We start from the raw sequence: 14,616 nt of genomic DNA on the forward strand, positions 1-14,616 counted from the left end.
TTTCGGGTAGAATAATCTGAACGACCGTGCTTTTTGGCGCGGGCAAAAATAATGGAGACAGCATGGACCTCGACTATACGGAGACGGATCTGGCCTTCCGTGATACGGTACGCGCCTTCCTCGAAGCCAATCTACCTACTGACCTGCAGCAGAAAGTGCGCATGCACCGCCGCCTCGAGCGCGATGACTATGTGCGCTGGCACCGCATCTGCGCCAAACAGGGCTGGGCTGCACCGGCCTGGCCGGTGGAATTTGGCGGTCCTGGCTGGAGCGCAACCGAGCGCCACATCTGGGAAGAAGAGTGCGCGCGTGCCGGTACGCCGCCCATCCTGCCGTTCGGCGTCAACATGGTGGCGCCCGTCATCATGGCCTTCGGTAACGCCGCGCAGAAAGCCTATTACCTGCCGCGCATCCTCAATTGCGACGACTGGTGGTGCCAGGGGTATTCCGAACCGGGCTCCGGTTCCGATCTGGCATCGCTGAAAACGACGGCCGAGCGCGTGGGCGATCACTATATCGTCAATGGCCAGAAGACCTGGACCACGCTGGGCCAGTATGCCGACATGATCTTCTGTCTGGTGCGCACGGACGGCACGGTGCGCAAGCAGGAAGGCATTTCCTTCCTGCTCATCGACATGAAGACGCCCGGCATCACGGTGCGCCCCATCATCATGCTCGATGAAGAGCATGAAGTGAACGAAGTGTTCTTCGACAACGTCAAAGTGCCGGTCGAGAACCTGATCGGGCAGGAGAACAAGGGCTGGACCTATGCCAAATACCTGCTGGGCCACGAGCGCACGGGCATTGCCGCCGTGGGCCGTTCCAAGCGCGAACTGCTATTCCTGAAGAAGATCGCCACGCAACAGCGCAAGGGTGGCCGTCCGCTGTTGCAGGACCCCGTGTTTGGCGCCAAGGTGGCTAGTCTGGAAATCGAACTGATGGCGCTGGAAATGACGGTGCTGCGCGTGATTACCAAGGCTGACCACCGGCCCGGACCGGAAGCCTCGCTGCTCAAGATACGCGGCTCGGAAATCCAGCAGCAGCTAACCGAGCTGATGCTGGAAGCGCTGGGCCCTGCCGGTCTGCCTTTCGATATCGACTACCTCGAAGGCAAGCGCGAGCATGCGCTGACGGGCGACGACGCGGCCGCACCGCTGGCCGGCTATTACTTCAATTTCCGCAAGACCTCGATTTACGGTGGGTCTAACGAAATTCAGAAAAACATCATCACCCAGATGATACTGGGACTGTAAGGGGCAGCCATGGACTTTCAATTGCGCGAAGAACAGCAACAATTTGCCGATGCCCTGCGCCGCTGGGTAGCCAAGGATTACAGCCACGAGGCGCGGCGCCAGATCATCCATAGTGCCAGCGGTGTCAGCGACAGCGCCTGGCAAACTCTGGTGGAACTCGGCATGACGGCGTTGCCCGTACCGGAAGCCCAGGGCGGCTTCAGCGGCGGTGCCGTCGACCTGTGGGTGGTGATGCAGGAACTGGGCCGCGGGCTGGTGGTGGAGCCGTATTTTGCCACCGTCTGGGGCGCGCAGTTCCTGCAGCTGGCCGGCAATCAGGCCGCGTTGCTCGAGCAGGTGGCCAGTGGCGAACTCAAGCTGGCCTGTGCGCTGGGCGAGCAGCAGAGCCGCCACGACCTGTACGATATTCGTACCAGTGCCGTGCGCGATGGCGAGGGCTATTGCCTGAACGGCGCCAAGAGCGTGGTGATCCACGGCGCCCAGGCCGGTGCGCTGATCGTATCGGCGCGCGACGCTGCGGCACCGGACGGCATCTGTCTGTTCGTGGTGCCAGCCACGGCGCCCGGCGTGCAGCGGCGCGACTATCGCACCATCGACGGCCAGCGTGCTGCCACGGTAGAGTTGTGCGATGTGCGCCTGCCGGCGTCCGCATTGCTGGCACAGGGCAGCGTTGCTGCCGATCTGCTGGAGCAGGCGGCCGATTACGGCGTGACTTTGCTGTGCGCCGAGGCCGTGGGCGCGATGGATGCACTGTTTGCGGCCACGCTGGACTACCTGAAAACCCGCAAGCAATTCGGCACGGCCATCGGCAGCTTCCAGGCCTTGCAGCACCGCATGGCCGATATGTACATCCATCTGGAGCAAGCCCGTTCCATGGCCATGCTGGCCGCAGCACGGCAGGATGGCAGCGATGCGGCCGAACGGCGCCGCGCCGTGTCAGCTGCCAAGGTACGGATCGGCCAGGCGGCCAAGTTCATCGGTCAGCAGGCGGTGCAACTGCATGGTGGCATGGGGGTGACGGACGAGTTGCCGGCAGCCCATCTGTTCAAGCGCCTGACCATGATAGACCTGACGCTGGGCGATGTGGATCACCACCTGCAGCGCTTTGCCGCCCAGCCGGCGTTTGCCGAACACGCCTGAACGGGGTAGCTAGGCTAGCGTTGCCACGCAGACGCGGTCGCGGCCGCTCTGCTTGGCGCGGTACATCTGCTGGTCGGCCTGACGGATCAGCGCATCGCTGTCGCTGTGTTCGAACGGCGGCAGCATGGTGTGCACGCCCAGACTGGCCGTGACATACGGCGAGGTGGGCGAGCCCGCATGGGGAATTTTGAGCCGGCGTATGGTGTCGAGCACGCGCTGGGCCACCACGGCGGCACCACCGGCCGCTTCCTGCGGCAATAGCAGCACGAATTCCTCGCCGCCATAGCGCGCCAGCATGTCCTGCGGCCGGGCGGCACAGGCCGACATGGCCGCGCCCACTTGCTGCAGGCACAGGTCGCCGGCCTGATGGCCGTAGTGGTCGTTGTACAGCTTGAAGTGGTCGATATCGATCATGATCTCCGACAGTGGCAGGCCGGCGCGTGCGCAGCGGCGCCATTCGGCTTCCATGGTGTGGTTGAAGCTGCGCCGGTTGGCTACGCCGGTCAGGCTGTCGGTGCGGCTCAGTTCGCGCATCGCGTCGGCCTGACGCTTGATGGTGAGCTGGCTGCGTACGCGCGCGCGCACCACGGCCACGTTGAAAGGCTTGCTGATGAAGTCCACCGCGCCTGCTTCCAGCGCGCGGGTTTCATCTTCGGGCTGGGTCAGCGCTGTGACGAAAATAACCGGGATGTCCTGCAGGGCAGGGTTGGCGCGCAGGGCGGCACAAACCTGATAGCCATCCATGCCCGGCATCACCGCATCGAGCAGGATCAGGTCCGGTTTCTGGCTATAGGCCATTTCCAGCGCGCGCGCACCATCGAGGGCGAACAGCACTTCGTGCTCGTCACGCAGGGCGTGATGCAGGATCTGGATATTTTCCATGGCGTCATCGACTACCAGTATCCGTCCGTTCCAGGCCAGGTTGGTCCAGCTCATGCACTGCCCTTTCGCTGCAAAAATTCGTCAAGTAGGCGCGACGCGGTACTGAAGTCGAGCTTGCCTATGGCTTCGGCCAGCCCTGCGGGCAGGGTGTCGGCAGCAAGCTGCTCCTGTAGTTGTGCCAGCACATCCAGTGCTTTCATGTTGTTATTTTGAAGTAAAGTTTGCAACTGCGCCAGTGCTTGTCTCAACTGTTCCATGTCCAGCGAGGGTTGGGAGGCAGAAAACCCCGGCTTTGTTCTGGACAACGCTGAGCTGGCGTGGGCGAGGCGCTGCAAGGCCGCGTCCAGCGCTGCCAGTAATTCGGGCAGCCGCGGCCACGCTGCCTTGTCTTGCACGGCAGCTTCGGCGGCTGCGCAGCAGGCCGCCACGTCGACCGCACCCAGATTGGCGGCCACGCCGCGCAGGCGGTGCAGCGGCTGGGCCAGAGCGGCAGCTCCTGCTTCCTGTTGGAGCAGGTGCAAGAGCTGGCTGGCGCTGTCTGCATGTTCGACATTGAAGCGCTGCAGCAAGTTCCACAGCAGCTGGCTGTCGCCGTCCAGCCGGATCAGGGCGGCGCGGCCATCCAGTCCGGCCTGCTGCATGCTGGCTAGCCAGTCCGGCTGCTGGTCCGCTGGCTGCGCTGCACGTGCGGCGCCGGCGGGCGGGCTGAGCACGGCGTTCGGTGCCAGTTGCAGCAGCACGGCAATTAGCTGCTCCACATCGATGGGTTTGGCCACATGGGCCGACATGCCGGCAGCGCTGGCACGGCGCCGGTCGTCTGCCATCACGTTGGCCGTCATCGCCACTTTAGGCAGTTGGGCCAGCGGTCCGCCCAGCGCGCGGATGGCCAGCGTGGCATCGTAGCCGTTCAGCACCGGCATCTGGATATCCATCAGCACCAGATCGAAGCGCTGCGGCGCGTCGCGCAGCAGGTCCAGTGCCAACTGGCCATTGTCCACCGTATCGACCTGGGCGCCCGCATGCTGCAGGATGTAGAGCGCCACTTCCTGATTGATCTGGTTGTCTTCGACCAGCAGGATGCGCATGCCTTGCAGCCGACCTTGTAGCGGGGCATGGGCGGCCAGCGCGAGGCTGGGCAGGGCGGCAGGTGCCGGTGCGAGGATTTGTTCGACCTGCTCGCGTAGCTGGGTCGGTGTAGCCGGTTTCGGCAACAGGCCGGCGATGGCCGGGCGGCCCTGCTGTGCAGCCTGCTGGGCAGCACACTGTTCACCTGCCATCAGCAGCAGCGGCGGCCAGTGGCGCAGCGTGGACTTTGGGCAGGCATGCAGTTCGCCCAGCAGGGCAGCACCGAGGATTAGCACGTCGGTGCCGCTGCCAGCGTCGATGCGGGCGGCCGCAGCGTCCAGATTGGCCACGCTCTCAGCCTGCCAGCCCAGTTGCTGGCAGCAGTGCTGCAACACGGCGCGCACAGTGGCATTCGGATCGACCAGCAGCACGCGCCAGGCTTGCTGCGCCGGCTCGGGCGGCATGGCCGCCTCGAGTGCCTGCAGCGGGCAGCGGAACTGGAATTCGGAGCCCACGCCGGGTTCGCTGTGCAGGCTGATACTGCCGCCCATCAGGCCGGCCAGTTGGCGGCAGATGGCCAGCCCCAGCCCGGTGCCGCCGAAGCGCCGGCTGGTGCTGCTGTCGGCCTGCACGAAGGCGTCGAAAATGTGGGCTTGCTGGGCGGTTGGTATGCCTATGCCGGTATCGCGCACATGGAATTCCAGCCACAGCTGTTCCTGCTGGCGGCTCTGGCGTATCTGCAGCACCACTTCGCCGTGCTCGGTAAATTTGATGGCATTGCTGAGCAGGTTGAGCAGGATCTGCTGCAGACGCATGGGGTCGCCCAGCACGGTGTGCGGCAGTTGCGGGTCGATGTCGTAGATCAGTTCTATGCCCTTGTCATAGGCACTGCCGCTGACCAGCACGCTGATGCTGGCCAGCAGGTGTTCGAGCCGGAACGGGGTCTGCTCCAGCGTGAGCTGGCCCGCTTCTACGCGGGAAAAATCGAGCACATCGTTCACCAGGCCCAGCAGCGATTGCGTGGCCAGCTGTATCTTGTCCAGATAGCCGCGTTCGCGCTGGGCCAGCTGGGCTTCTTCCAGCAGGCGGGCCAGGCCGATGATGGCATTCATGGGCGTGCGAATTTCATGGCTCATATTGGCCAGGAATTCGCTCTTGGCATGGCTGGCCGCTTCGGCCCGGTCGCGCGCCGTGATCAGTTCCTCGTTGAGGCGTTGCAGGTCGAGTTCGGATTCCTTCAGCGCCGTCACGTCGGACACCAGCACCACCAGCCCGCGCACCTGTCCGGTCGGGGTCAGGTCGGGGAAGTAATTGACCCAGATGTGCTGTTTTTCACCCGCAATGTTGCTGACCTGGCCGCCGAAGCTCTGGGCCGTGCCGGCCATGGCCGCATCCAGATAGCGGCTGTGCCGTGCTACATGGCTGGCACCGAGCAGGTCGGTCATGGAGCGACCCAGCACTTCGGACGAGCTGCGTCCCAGCCAGTCGAGCAGGTAATGGTTGGCGAAGCGGCAGCGCAAGCCCGTATCCCAGTAGGCCACCATGCCGGGCAGGTTGTCGGTGACGGTACGGATGAACTGCTCGCGTTCGGCCAACTGGTTCAGGCTGGCCGTGAGCGCTTCGCGCGCCTGCTTGCGTTCGGTGATATCGATGGAAATGCCGAGCACGTGGGTGGCAATGCCGCGTTCGTCGCGCAGCGCCACTTTACGGGTGGTCAGGTAGCGCGTCTGGCCGGCGCTATTGCGCAGGGGTTCTTCGGCAATTTCCACCACGGTGTCGGCCGGCGCATCAAGTAGCTGGCGGTCGGTGGCGGCAAACTCCGCGGCCGCGGCCGCGCCGACAAAATCAGCGTCGCTCAAGCCTATCAGCTCGTCGCTGTCAGCCCGTTCGTAGAGCTGGGCACCGTAGCGGTTGAACATTTCATAGCGCAGGTCAGGCAGGCGCTTAAGGAAGATCATGGCCGGCATATTGTCGACTACCGAGCGCAGCAACTGGCGCGACTGGCGCAGTTCCGCTTCGATGCGCTTCTGTTCCGTCACGTCCAGCATCAGTCCGGTGATGCCGACGATGCGGCCATCGCTGCCGAATTGCGGGTAGTAGCTGATGACCCAGTGGCGCAGCTGGTCGGGCGACGTTTCCGGATGGCCCGAGCGGGGCAGATTGACGGCCGGCTGGCCGGTTTCCAGCACGCTGCGGTAATCGGCCAGCACTTCGCGCCGCAGGTCGGCATCGGCGATCATGTCGGCCACATGGCGGCCCAGATGGGCCACCACGGGCTGGCGGTTGAGCGCGGCCAGAAATTCGTTCAGGCGCACGTAGCGCAGCTCTGCATCCACATAGCTGAGGCCGACAGGCGCGGTGGCATACAGGGTTTCAAGCTGGCTACGGTTTTTCTCCAGCTGGGCCGTGCGTTCGGCCACCTGTGATTCCAGCCTGGCCTGATGGCGCCGCAGATTGCCCTGCAGCGACTGGATGGCATGGGCGATCTGGCCCGCCTCGAGGAAACCCATGCTGTCCAGCGTGTAAGGCTGGCCGGCGGCCAGTGCCTGCGCCGCGTCGCGCAGGGCCAGCATGCTACGCCACAGCCGGATGCTGCACCAGCCGGCCAGTGCTGCCACCGCCAGCAGCACCAGTGCCGTGCCTGTGCCCAGCGCGGCCAGATCGGCCAGCATCCCATGGGCTGGCAGGTGCTGGGGCGTGGCCAGCGCGACGCTGGTGAGCGCCTGCGGCGGATGGTTGATGGCGACCAGATAGCTGCTGTGCGCGCTGGTCTCTGCCGTGGCGATGGCCGTCTGGCGCTGGTGCAGCAGGCTGCGCAGGCTGGCTTCGCTGGACTGGTTCCAGATCAGGCGCGCGGCGCCGCCAGTGGCCAGCAGATTGCCGTCGGCGTCGTAGACGCTGACATGCTGTTCGGGTGCGAGCTGCAGTTCGCGCAGGGTTTTGCCTAGCCAGTCGGCATGGAAGATGGCGCTCAGCACATAGCGCGGGCTTGCGCTGCCGGGTACGGCCAGATCGACCGCCAGCAGATTCTGGCCCTGCAGGTTGATGGCGGACACGCGCTGGGGAGCGCCGGCGAACAGCGGCGCGAGGCGGTGCAGCGTAGCTTCCGGGCTGATCTCGGCCGCGAGCGGCGCACCCAGTCGCAGTACTGGCCGGCCCGAGCGGTCCTGCACCAGCAACTGGCTGATGGGGCTGCCGGGCAACAACAAACGGGCGGCCTGGGCACGGATGGGCGCCAGCTCATCTTGCTGTAGCGCAGGATGGATGCTCAGTGCCGTCAGCAACTGGCGCGCTTGCTGTACTTCGCCTTCGATGGTGGATTGCAGCAGGCGGGCACTCTGCTGGCTCTGCTCGCTGAGCGTGCTGTGCTGGTACTGCTGGTAGCGCATGGCCAGCAGCCCCAGTGCCAGTACGGCCGGCAGCAGACAGAGCAGCACCAGCACGGTGAGCTGGCTACGCAGTGAGTATGAGTGACGGTATTGAGTTTCTTGCAAGCCTAACCCCGGACGGCAATCTGAGCATAATGCCCTTGGATAGTAGCCGAGCTCGTGCGTTTCAGAAAGGGATTTTGTAGCAGGGCTAGCTGGCGCTACCACAGGCATAGCGCCAGCCCAGCTCGGCAATCGGGCCGGCCATGCTGCCCGCCGCCAGAGCTTGCGCGCTGGCGGCCGTACCGTCGGCATGGCGTTTCATGATGCCTTGCAGAATGCTGGCCAGCCGGAACAGATTAAAGGCCAGATAGAAGTCCAGATCGTGCGCGTGCAGCGTGCGCCCCGTGCGTTCGGCATAGCGGGTGATGCAGTGCTGCAGTTGCGGGATGCCCAGCGCGGCCAGATCGAGCCCGGCCAGGCCGCGGAACTGGCCCGGCGCCAGCCGCCAGCTCAGGCAGTGATAGGCAAAATCGGCCAGCGGGTGGCCCAGCGTGGACAGTTCCCAGTCCAGCACGGCCACGATGCGCGGCTCGCTGGGGTGGAACAGCAGATTGTCGAGTCGGTAGTCGCCGTGCACGATGGCGCACTCTTCACCGGGCGGAATGTGGCGCGGCAGCCAGTCCATTAGTTGCTGCATGGCGGCGATGGTGCCGGTCTGGCTGGCCAGATATTGTTTGCTCCAGCGTTCGATCTGGCGCGCAAAATAATTGCCCGGTTTGCCGTAATCGGCCAGCCCCAGCGCGCTGTAGTCGAGGTTGTGCAGCCGGGCGATCACGCGGTTCATTTCGTCGTAGATGGCGGCCCGCTCGGGCGGCGTCATGCCGGGCAGGCTGGGGTCCCACAGGATACGGCCCTGGATATATTCCATCAGGTAGAAGGCGCGGCCGATCACGCTCTCATCCAGACACAGCAGCAACTGGCGCGGGCAGGGGAAGCCGGCCCGGCCCAGTGTATCCATGATGCGGAATTCGCGTTCGATGGCATGGGCCGAGGGGAGCAGCTGGGCTGCCGGCGCCGGCTTGGTGCGCAGCACAAAATGCTGGCCGGCGATGCTGAGCTGGTAAGTGGGGTTGGATAGACCGCCCTTGAACTGCAGGGCGCTCAGGCTGCCGGCCGGATAGCCGGGCAGGTGCTGGCGCAGATAGGCATCGAGTGCCGTCAGATCGAACTGGTGCCGCGCCGGAATGGCGCGGGTCCCTTCGAACTGGGCGAACATGGAAACTAGAAGAACACGGCGGTGCGCTGGATCACGCTGCCATTGTTGGTGTAGGGGCCGCTGGCGCGCACCGAGCCGGTGTTGTACTTGCCGTCATCGAGTTTGCTGTCGACCTGCTCGGCAAAGCTGTCCGGCAAGTTGTCGAGCCGCACACCATTGCCGCCACGGCCAGCCACCACATCGTTGTAGATGTAGACGGCGCCGCCCTGGGCGCTGGTCATGAAATCCGTGCTGCCGTTGAAGGAGCCCGTGATGAAACCGGCCAGTGCCAGATGCTGGGGCGCGAGCTGGTATTCATCGATCTGGCCATCGCCATTGCCATTGCCGGTAGAGCCGGGCGCATGGGTGGTGCCCTGTACATCGTCGCCGGGCAGCGCATGGAATTTGTCCTGATAAGCGTTCACGGCCGCCGTCAGTGAAGTGGCCTGCTGCACGATGTTCTTGACGCGCGCGCTGTCGATCAGGCTCTGGCCTTTCAGTACGCCGCCTAGCAGCAGGCCGATGATGACCAGCACGATGGCGATTTCAACCAGCGTAAAGCCGCGGGAACGTTGGGGTAGGGTGCGCATGGGATTCCTTTCTGCTAGATATCGTTATCTTACCGCAAGCCCAACGGCTAGTGTTGCGCCGGCGCCAGCTGTTCCAGCCGGTGCGCCAGAAATGCCAGTTCGTGCGGATCGGTGATCTGGCCGCTGCTGATCAGGGCGCCGATCAGCGTGCGTGCGCTGTCGCTCTGCTGCATGTCCTCGGCGATGAAGATTTCCAGCTCGCGCGCCCAGGCCGGCAGCTGGGCAGCACCGGCCTGGCTGCGCAGGGCGGCAGCGTAGCGCCGTGCCAGTGGCATATCATGTAGCTGGTGGCGCGCTACCAGCGCGGCATGGGCCAGCCAGGGCCAGCGCCGCTGCGGGTCTTCGCGGTAGCGCTGGTAGACCAGCTCCAGCATCAGTCTGGCCCGTTCGGGGTCGCTCACGGCCGCATACACTTCGCTGGCGGCCAGCAGCGGATACTGGCTGCGCGGGTCGAGTGTGAGGATGGTGGCGAGCCAGTCGCGCAGGCGCACATAGTCGAGCGCACGGAATGCAATGCTGAGGCCGGCCTGTTCGTCATGGCTCTGCACGTACAGCATACTGGCCTTGGCCAGCGCTACCGGCTCGCCCAGGCTGGCCAGTTGCAGCAAGGCGAGCGGCGGCACGGCTGGCAGTTCGGCCGCTTGCGCGCGTGGCGCCGGTTGCAGGCTTTGCCACAGGATCTGAAGGGCCAAGGCCAGCAGCAGCGCCGGCGTCAGCCAGCGTGGTGCAGCGGTGCGGAGTTGTTGGCGGGCTGTAGCGGCAGGCAGGGTGGCCATGGCGGAAGTGCAGTTAGATGGCTTTGCGGTACAGGTCGTACAGGGCGGCCAGTACCAGCAGGGTGAGGAACAAGGCAGTCTGCAGCAGCATGGCAGTGAGGTCGTGCAGGCTGGCGCCGCCATAGACCAGCCAGTCGCTGCGGGCATAGCGGTCGAGATGGGGCAGCAGCGTTCCCAGCAGATCGAACAGCAGGCCGGCCGCGCTGCCCTGGCTGCCATCGGGGCGGCTGCCATGGGCCAGCAGTTGCAGAGTGCCTATGCTGCGCGCCAGCAGGTAGAAACCGCTGCAAGCAGCCAGCGCGGCCGGTACCTGCTGCAGGCCGACCATGCACAGCACGGCGAAAGCCAGCATGATCCAGCATTCGCACAGCAGGGCCAGCGCCCAGGCGCCCGCCTGCAATGCCGGTGCATAACAGGCTGCTAGCAGGCCGGACAGCAGCACGGGCAGCAAGGCCAGCAAGGCATAGCCGAGTAGCTTGCCGGCCAGATAGGTGGCGCGCGGAAACGCGTGTGCGAGCAGCCATTGCTGGCCCTTATCGGCCGCTTCACGGGCCATGCTGCTGATGACAAAGGTGGTCAGCAGGAACACGCTGGCCACACGCAGCAGGCTGGACAGCAGGCTGATCTGCAACTGCCGGCTTTCCGTAAGGGCCATGGCATCGAGCAGGCTGCTCAGACCGATGGCGGCCAGCGTCAACCCCAGCAGCAGCCATAGCCAGCGGTTGCGCAAGGCTTCCAGTATCGTATAGCGGGCGATGGTGCAACTGGCGTGCATGGCCATCATGGCAGGCGCTGGGCCGCCACCATACGGTTGTAGAGGATATTCGGCGAAATCCACAGGATGATGTCGTCGAAGGTGCCGCCGCTGGCACGCGGATCGTCGCTAGGGTCGCGGCTGATCAGCGCCATGCCGCTTTGCAGATTGAGCTTTTCATCATCATTGCCGGCACCCAGATCGCTCAGGCGGGTGTTCTGGTCGCTAAACGCGCCATAGCCGTTTTTGCCAAAGGAAATCAGCGCAGCCGGTATGTCATTGCTTTCCGTCAGCGGCTGCAAACGGCCGCTGGCATCGCGCGTGGCGATGGTGATATCGCGCGGGGTTTTCAGCGTGAACAGCACCACGCTATCGCTGAAGGCCGGCGTGACGCTATAGCCGAGGATGCGGTTCCAGCCATCCAGCCGGCCTACGCCCAGCGTGGCCCAGGGCAGCAGGCCGTAGCGTTTGTTGCAGGCGCTGCCGGTGCGGTCTTCCAGACCATTGGTGGTTGAAATGGCCGGACACGGCAGATAGCCATTGCGCAGCGCGAAACCGAACAGGGCTTCGCGCGCTTCTTCCATGGCCAGCCGGGTGTCGGTAGTTTTTTTCTGTTCGAGCTGCGAACTCAAGGGAGCGATCATGCCGCCTATCAGCAGGCCGACGATGAGCAGCACGATGGCGATCTCGACCAGCGTAAAGCCGCGCTGGCGCTGCTGTGGTTTAGGGTTCATTGACATCTTTCACCCTGGCGGCCGACAGATCGTAGCGCTGGCCCGGCTTGAGGACGATGCGCTGGCCCGACGGCAGCGTGACGCTGAGATCGGCTTTGCCGGTGTTGCTGAAGCGGTTGAGCCCATCATTCTGCGGCACGTTGTTGAGCCAGACGGTGCTGCGGCCTGTACTGCTGCGCATGCTGCCGCCCATGAGCAGGGTGGTGGGTGCAGCAGCGACGGGCGCGGTAGCGGGATTGCCCGCCATAGGCTGGTTGGGGTCGCCCGGCATGGGCTGGACGCCGGGCGCCGGCATGGCGACAGCAGCCGGTGCCGTGCCGGCACCGCGCTGGGCTTCCATGGCATCGCGCTCGGCCGGCGTGGCGAACAGCCGGCCCAGATTTTGAGCGTCTGCAGGGGGCGCTGTGGCTACGAGCGCGGCCATCAGTGCAGCGAGCAGCATGGACGACCGCATGGATGGGCGCAAGATTGGCGTGCAGAAGTGCAAGCCCGTCGCAGTGAGGCGCACCATCATGGCGTCTCCTTGCTGGCCGGGACGGACGCCGCGCTGGCGGCGCCCGCAGCAACCTTGGCTGGCGTGCCCAGTGTGACCCAGTTCAGCGTGCAATCGGCACCCAGCGTAGGGCCGCCTTGCGCGCCGACCGCGCGTGCCAGCCGCTTGATGTTGCAGCTCTGCACAGCAAAAAAGGCGCGCTGGTGCAAGTCGGTGAGGAAGTTGAATAAGTCCATTTCGTGCAGCAAATCCATGTGCAGATGCATGCGGCTGCTTTGCAGCTGGTAGTCGCCCAGATCGAGCGCACCGGCCAGTTGTACCGTCTGCTGTGGTTCGATTTCATAACTGAGCGGCAGCAGGCGGCGCTGCTCCTGTACGAGGCGGATAGCGTCCACCCATTCGATCCGCTTTTCTGCCCCGATCAGGCCGCGTGCGCGCAGCTCGACATAGCGTGGCTGGAAGTTGCGGATATCACGTTTTTCATTGTCCACGTGAGCATAGCGCGTGTAGGCCGCATCGCGCGTGCGCTGGGCCAGTTGCAGCCGGTCTTCTGCGCTGTTCAGGCGCCAGTGGCTAAGCTGCAAGGCGCCCATGCTGAGCACCAGACAGGCCAGCGCCGTCAGCACGGCGCTGCGGATACGGCCGAACTCGGCCAGCCAGTAAGGCAAGGGCAAGGGGCGGGCGGCGGCGCGGCGGCCGCTAGTGCTGTGGGGCAGGCTGCTCATGGTTTCCACACCAGTATCAGGGAGAAGCGCGCGTGGGCATCTTCGCTGGCCGGCCCCGCTTTGGCGCTGAGCTTGACGGAGGAACGGGTGTCCAGCGGCGGCTTGTCGATGGCCACGGTGAGGCGCGGGTTGCTGGCCAGTTGCTGGGCAAAGCGGTTCATATTGTCGACAGCAGCGCGGTAGTCATCCTGGTCGCCCAGAATTTCCGCTTCCAGCAGCAGGCTCTGGGCCGGCTTGGTGGGTATGCCCAGCAATGCCGACGAAATCGGCGCGGCCTGGCGGCCATCGCCCTGGGTGGGCGCACTCGGCGCAGCGCCATCACCCTGCATGGCTTTCCAGTCCAGCTGCAGCAAACGGATTTGCGGGGTCTGTTCCAGTGCAGCACTGACCATGGCTGCCATCTCTAGCGGCGCGGGCGCCTGGGTGCCCAGCATGCGTTCCACATTGACGGCAGCGCGCATATTGGCCGTGCTGGTCACGCTAGGCGGCATGGCCGCCATCACGCTGCGGTAGCGCTGGTCGTAGCTGGCCGCTTCGGCCATCAGCGTGCCGCTCTGCTGCTGCGCGTCACGCGCCTGCCACAGGTTGGCGCCCAGCCACAGCAGGCTGGCCGTACCGAGTACGGCGCTGCCCCAGTACAGCACGCGGCGGATGCGCCACAGCTTGAAGTGGCGCCGCACGCTGCCCAGCGGGTACTGGCGGATGCCGTGCTGGCGGGCCAGCAGCGTCAGCAGCATGGGGTCGGCCAACTGGGCTGCCAGTTCATTGACCTGCAACTCGTCGCTGCGCAGCCCCAGCCGGGTGGCCACGTGGCGCAGCGAGAGAAAGCGGAACGAGGTCTCCGGCCCGTCTTCGCACTGGCCTTCCAGCACCGGCGTGCTGGCCACGGGCGCGATCACCACTGCATGCAGCACATTGCCGCGCCCCATCAGACGCACGCTGGTGAGGAATTGCTGGGTCTTGGCGGTTTCCGTGCCCAGATCGATGGGCTGGCCATCGCGATTGATGGCGGCTGTCAGGCGCGAAAACTTCAGTTGGCCGTTCTGGAAATAGCTCTGGCGCCAGCCGCCCGATTGCTGGGTCAGCAGCAGCAGGTGTTCGTCGCGCAGGCCCAGTTTGTGCACTAGTGCCGTACTGAGCAGGGTGGTCGAGTACAGCCCGGCCAGCGGCATCTGCAACTGGTCCAGCGCGTCCAGCCATGGTTGCACGGTGGCGGGATTGGTCAGCGCGGCCAGCAGCACCATATCGTCGCGCCGGCCATCGGCCATGCGGCCCTGGATTTCGTAGTGGCGGTAGGGCGTTTCGCGGTATTGCTGCTGCAGGCGGCGCTGCAGCAGCTTGCGTCCGCCCATGCCGCCCACATGCGGTACGTTGATGCGCTGGAAGTCTTCCTCGACCAGATCGGTCAGCAGCAGGGCCGGCATCAGCGGCTGGCTGTCGAGGTAGTCCATGAAGCGTTCCACACCTTCGGCATCGTGGCTGAACACACTGCCGCCGCTCAGACGGCCGCCCTGCCACTGGTAGGCGGCCAGTTGTTCGCTGCTCAGGTAGAAAAGATGTTTGCTCATAGCACGTCAG

General features: G+C 64.9%; 12 protein-coding genes. 2 read left to right on the forward strand and 10 right to left on the reverse strand.

The window, feature by feature from the left end; all coding sequences use genetic code 11:
• Nucleotides 1-62 precede the first annotated feature (62 nt).
• Both GM655_RS07625 and GM655_RS07630 read left to right on the forward strand, forming a co-directional pair.
• Entirely contained in the window at nt 63-1,253 is a 1,191-nt protein-coding gene (locus GM655_RS07625; protein ID WP_155433926.1) for an acyl-CoA dehydrogenase family protein, read from the forward strand.
• A gap of 9 nt (nt 1,254-1,262) precedes the next feature.
• A complete protein-coding gene (locus GM655_RS07630) occupies nt 1,263-2,393 on the forward strand; it encodes an acyl-CoA dehydrogenase family protein (RefSeq protein WP_155433927.1) in 1,131 nt (376 codons plus the stop codon).
• 9 nt (nt 2,394-2,402) lie between these two features.
• On the opposite strand, the gene GM655_RS07635 is transcribed toward GM655_RS07630, so the two are convergent.
• The 10 genes from GM655_RS07635 to GM655_RS07680 form a co-directional block, all read right to left on the reverse strand.
• Nucleotides 2,403-3,329 (reverse strand): diguanylate cyclase, encoded by a 927-nt coding sequence (locus GM655_RS07635; protein ID WP_155433928.1) that lies wholly within the window; start codon nt 3,327-3,329, stop codon nt 2,403-2,405.
• The gene (locus GM655_RS07640; protein WP_229632411.1) at nt 3,326-7,834 is read right to left on the reverse strand and encodes a PAS domain-containing protein; all 4,509 of its coding nucleotides are present in this window, start codon (nt 7,832-7,834) and stop codon (nt 3,326-3,328) included. The genes GM655_RS07635 and GM655_RS07640 overlap by 4 nt, the downstream gene beginning before the upstream one ends.
• An 85-nt stretch (nt 7,835-7,919) precedes the next feature.
• Nucleotides 7,920-8,987 (reverse strand): phosphotransferase family protein, encoded by a 1,068-nt coding sequence (locus GM655_RS07645; RefSeq protein ID WP_155433930.1) that lies wholly within the window; start codon nt 8,985-8,987, stop codon nt 7,920-7,922.
• A gap of 5 nt (nt 8,988-8,992) precedes the next feature.
• Nucleotides 8,993-9,556: a prepilin-type N-terminal cleavage/methylation domain-containing protein gene (locus GM655_RS07650; RefSeq protein WP_155433931.1), complete on the reverse strand. Its 564-nt coding sequence runs from the start codon at nt 9,554-9,556 to the stop codon at nt 8,993-8,995.
• A 47-nt stretch (nt 9,557-9,603) separates the two neighbouring features.
• Complete coding sequence (locus GM655_RS07655; protein ID WP_229632412.1) at nt 9,604-10,332, reverse strand: hypothetical protein; 729 nt, start codon at nt 10,330-10,332, stop codon at nt 9,604-9,606.
• A 13-nt stretch (nt 10,333-10,345) separates the two neighbouring features.
• Nucleotides 10,346-11,116: an ABC transporter permease gene (locus GM655_RS07660; RefSeq protein WP_229632413.1), complete on the reverse strand. Its 771-nt coding sequence runs from the start codon at nt 11,114-11,116 to the stop codon at nt 10,346-10,348.
• The gene (locus tag GM655_RS07665) at nt 11,113-11,820 is read right to left on the reverse strand and encodes a type II secretion system protein (RefSeq protein ID WP_155433932.1); all 708 of its coding nucleotides are present in this window, start codon (nt 11,818-11,820) and stop codon (nt 11,113-11,115) included. The genes GM655_RS07660 and GM655_RS07665 overlap by 4 nt, the downstream gene beginning before the upstream one ends.
• Nucleotides 11,810-12,334, reverse strand: a complete 525-nt coding sequence (locus tag GM655_RS07670) for a hypothetical protein (protein WP_155433933.1) — start codon at nt 12,332-12,334, stop codon at nt 11,810-11,812. Before GM655_RS07670 ends, GM655_RS07665 begins: the two co-directional genes overlap by 11 nt.
• Nucleotides 12,331-13,038 carry a hypothetical protein gene (locus GM655_RS07675; protein ID WP_155433934.1) on the reverse strand — a complete coding sequence of 236 codons (708 nt, stop codon included), beginning with the start codon at nt 13,036-13,038 and terminating at the stop codon, nt 12,331-12,333. The genes GM655_RS07670 and GM655_RS07675 overlap by 4 nt, the downstream gene beginning before the upstream one ends.
• Entirely contained in the window at nt 13,035-14,606 is a 1,572-nt protein-coding gene (locus GM655_RS07680; RefSeq protein WP_155433935.1) for a hypothetical protein, read from the reverse strand. Before GM655_RS07680 ends, GM655_RS07675 begins: the two co-directional genes overlap by 4 nt.
• Nucleotides 14,607-14,616: the final 10 nt, after the last annotated feature.

It is taken from the genome of Pseudoduganella danionis, from assembly GCF_009720775.1.
Taxonomy (GTDB): domain Bacteria; phylum Pseudomonadota; class Gammaproteobacteria; order Burkholderiales; family Burkholderiaceae_D; genus Rugamonas; species Rugamonas danionis.

Coding starts and splice junctions, on each gene's coding strand:
- GM655_RS07680 (WP_155433935.1), bottom strand. CDS start 14,606: ATGAGCAAACATCTTTTCTACCTGAGCAGCGAACAACTGGCCGCCTAC.
- GM655_RS07665 (WP_155433932.1), bottom strand. CDS start 11,820: ATGAACCCTAAACCACAGCAGCGCCAGCGCGGCTTTACGCTGGTCGAG.
- GM655_RS07675 (WP_155433934.1), bottom strand. CDS start 13,038: ATGAGCAGCCTGCCCCACAGCACTAGCGGCCGCCGCGCCGCCGCCCGC.
- GM655_RS07625 (WP_155433926.1), top strand. CDS start 63: ATGGACCTCGACTATACGGAGACGGATCTGGCCTTCCGTGATACGGTA.
- GM655_RS07635 (WP_155433928.1), bottom strand. CDS start 3,329: ATGAGCTGGACCAACCTGGCCTGGAACGGACGGATACTGGTAGTCGAT.
- GM655_RS07630 (WP_155433927.1), top strand. CDS start 1,263: ATGGACTTTCAATTGCGCGAAGAACAGCAACAATTTGCCGATGCCCTG.
- GM655_RS07670 (WP_155433933.1), bottom strand. CDS start 12,334: ATGATGGTGCGCCTCACTGCGACGGGCTTGCACTTCTGCACGCCAATC.
- GM655_RS07650 (WP_155433931.1), bottom strand. CDS start 9,556: ATGCGCACCCTACCCCAACGTTCCCGCGGCTTTACGCTGGTTGAAATC.
- GM655_RS07655 (WP_229632412.1), bottom strand. CDS start 10,332: ATGGCCACCCTGCCTGCCGCTACAGCCCGCCAACAACTCCGCACCGCT.
- GM655_RS07645 (WP_155433930.1), bottom strand. CDS start 8,987: ATGTTCGCCCAGTTCGAAGGGACCCGCGCCATTCCGGCGCGGCACCAG.
- GM655_RS07660 (WP_229632413.1), bottom strand. CDS start 11,116: ATGATGGCCATGCACGCCAGTTGCACCATCGCCCGCTATACGATACTG.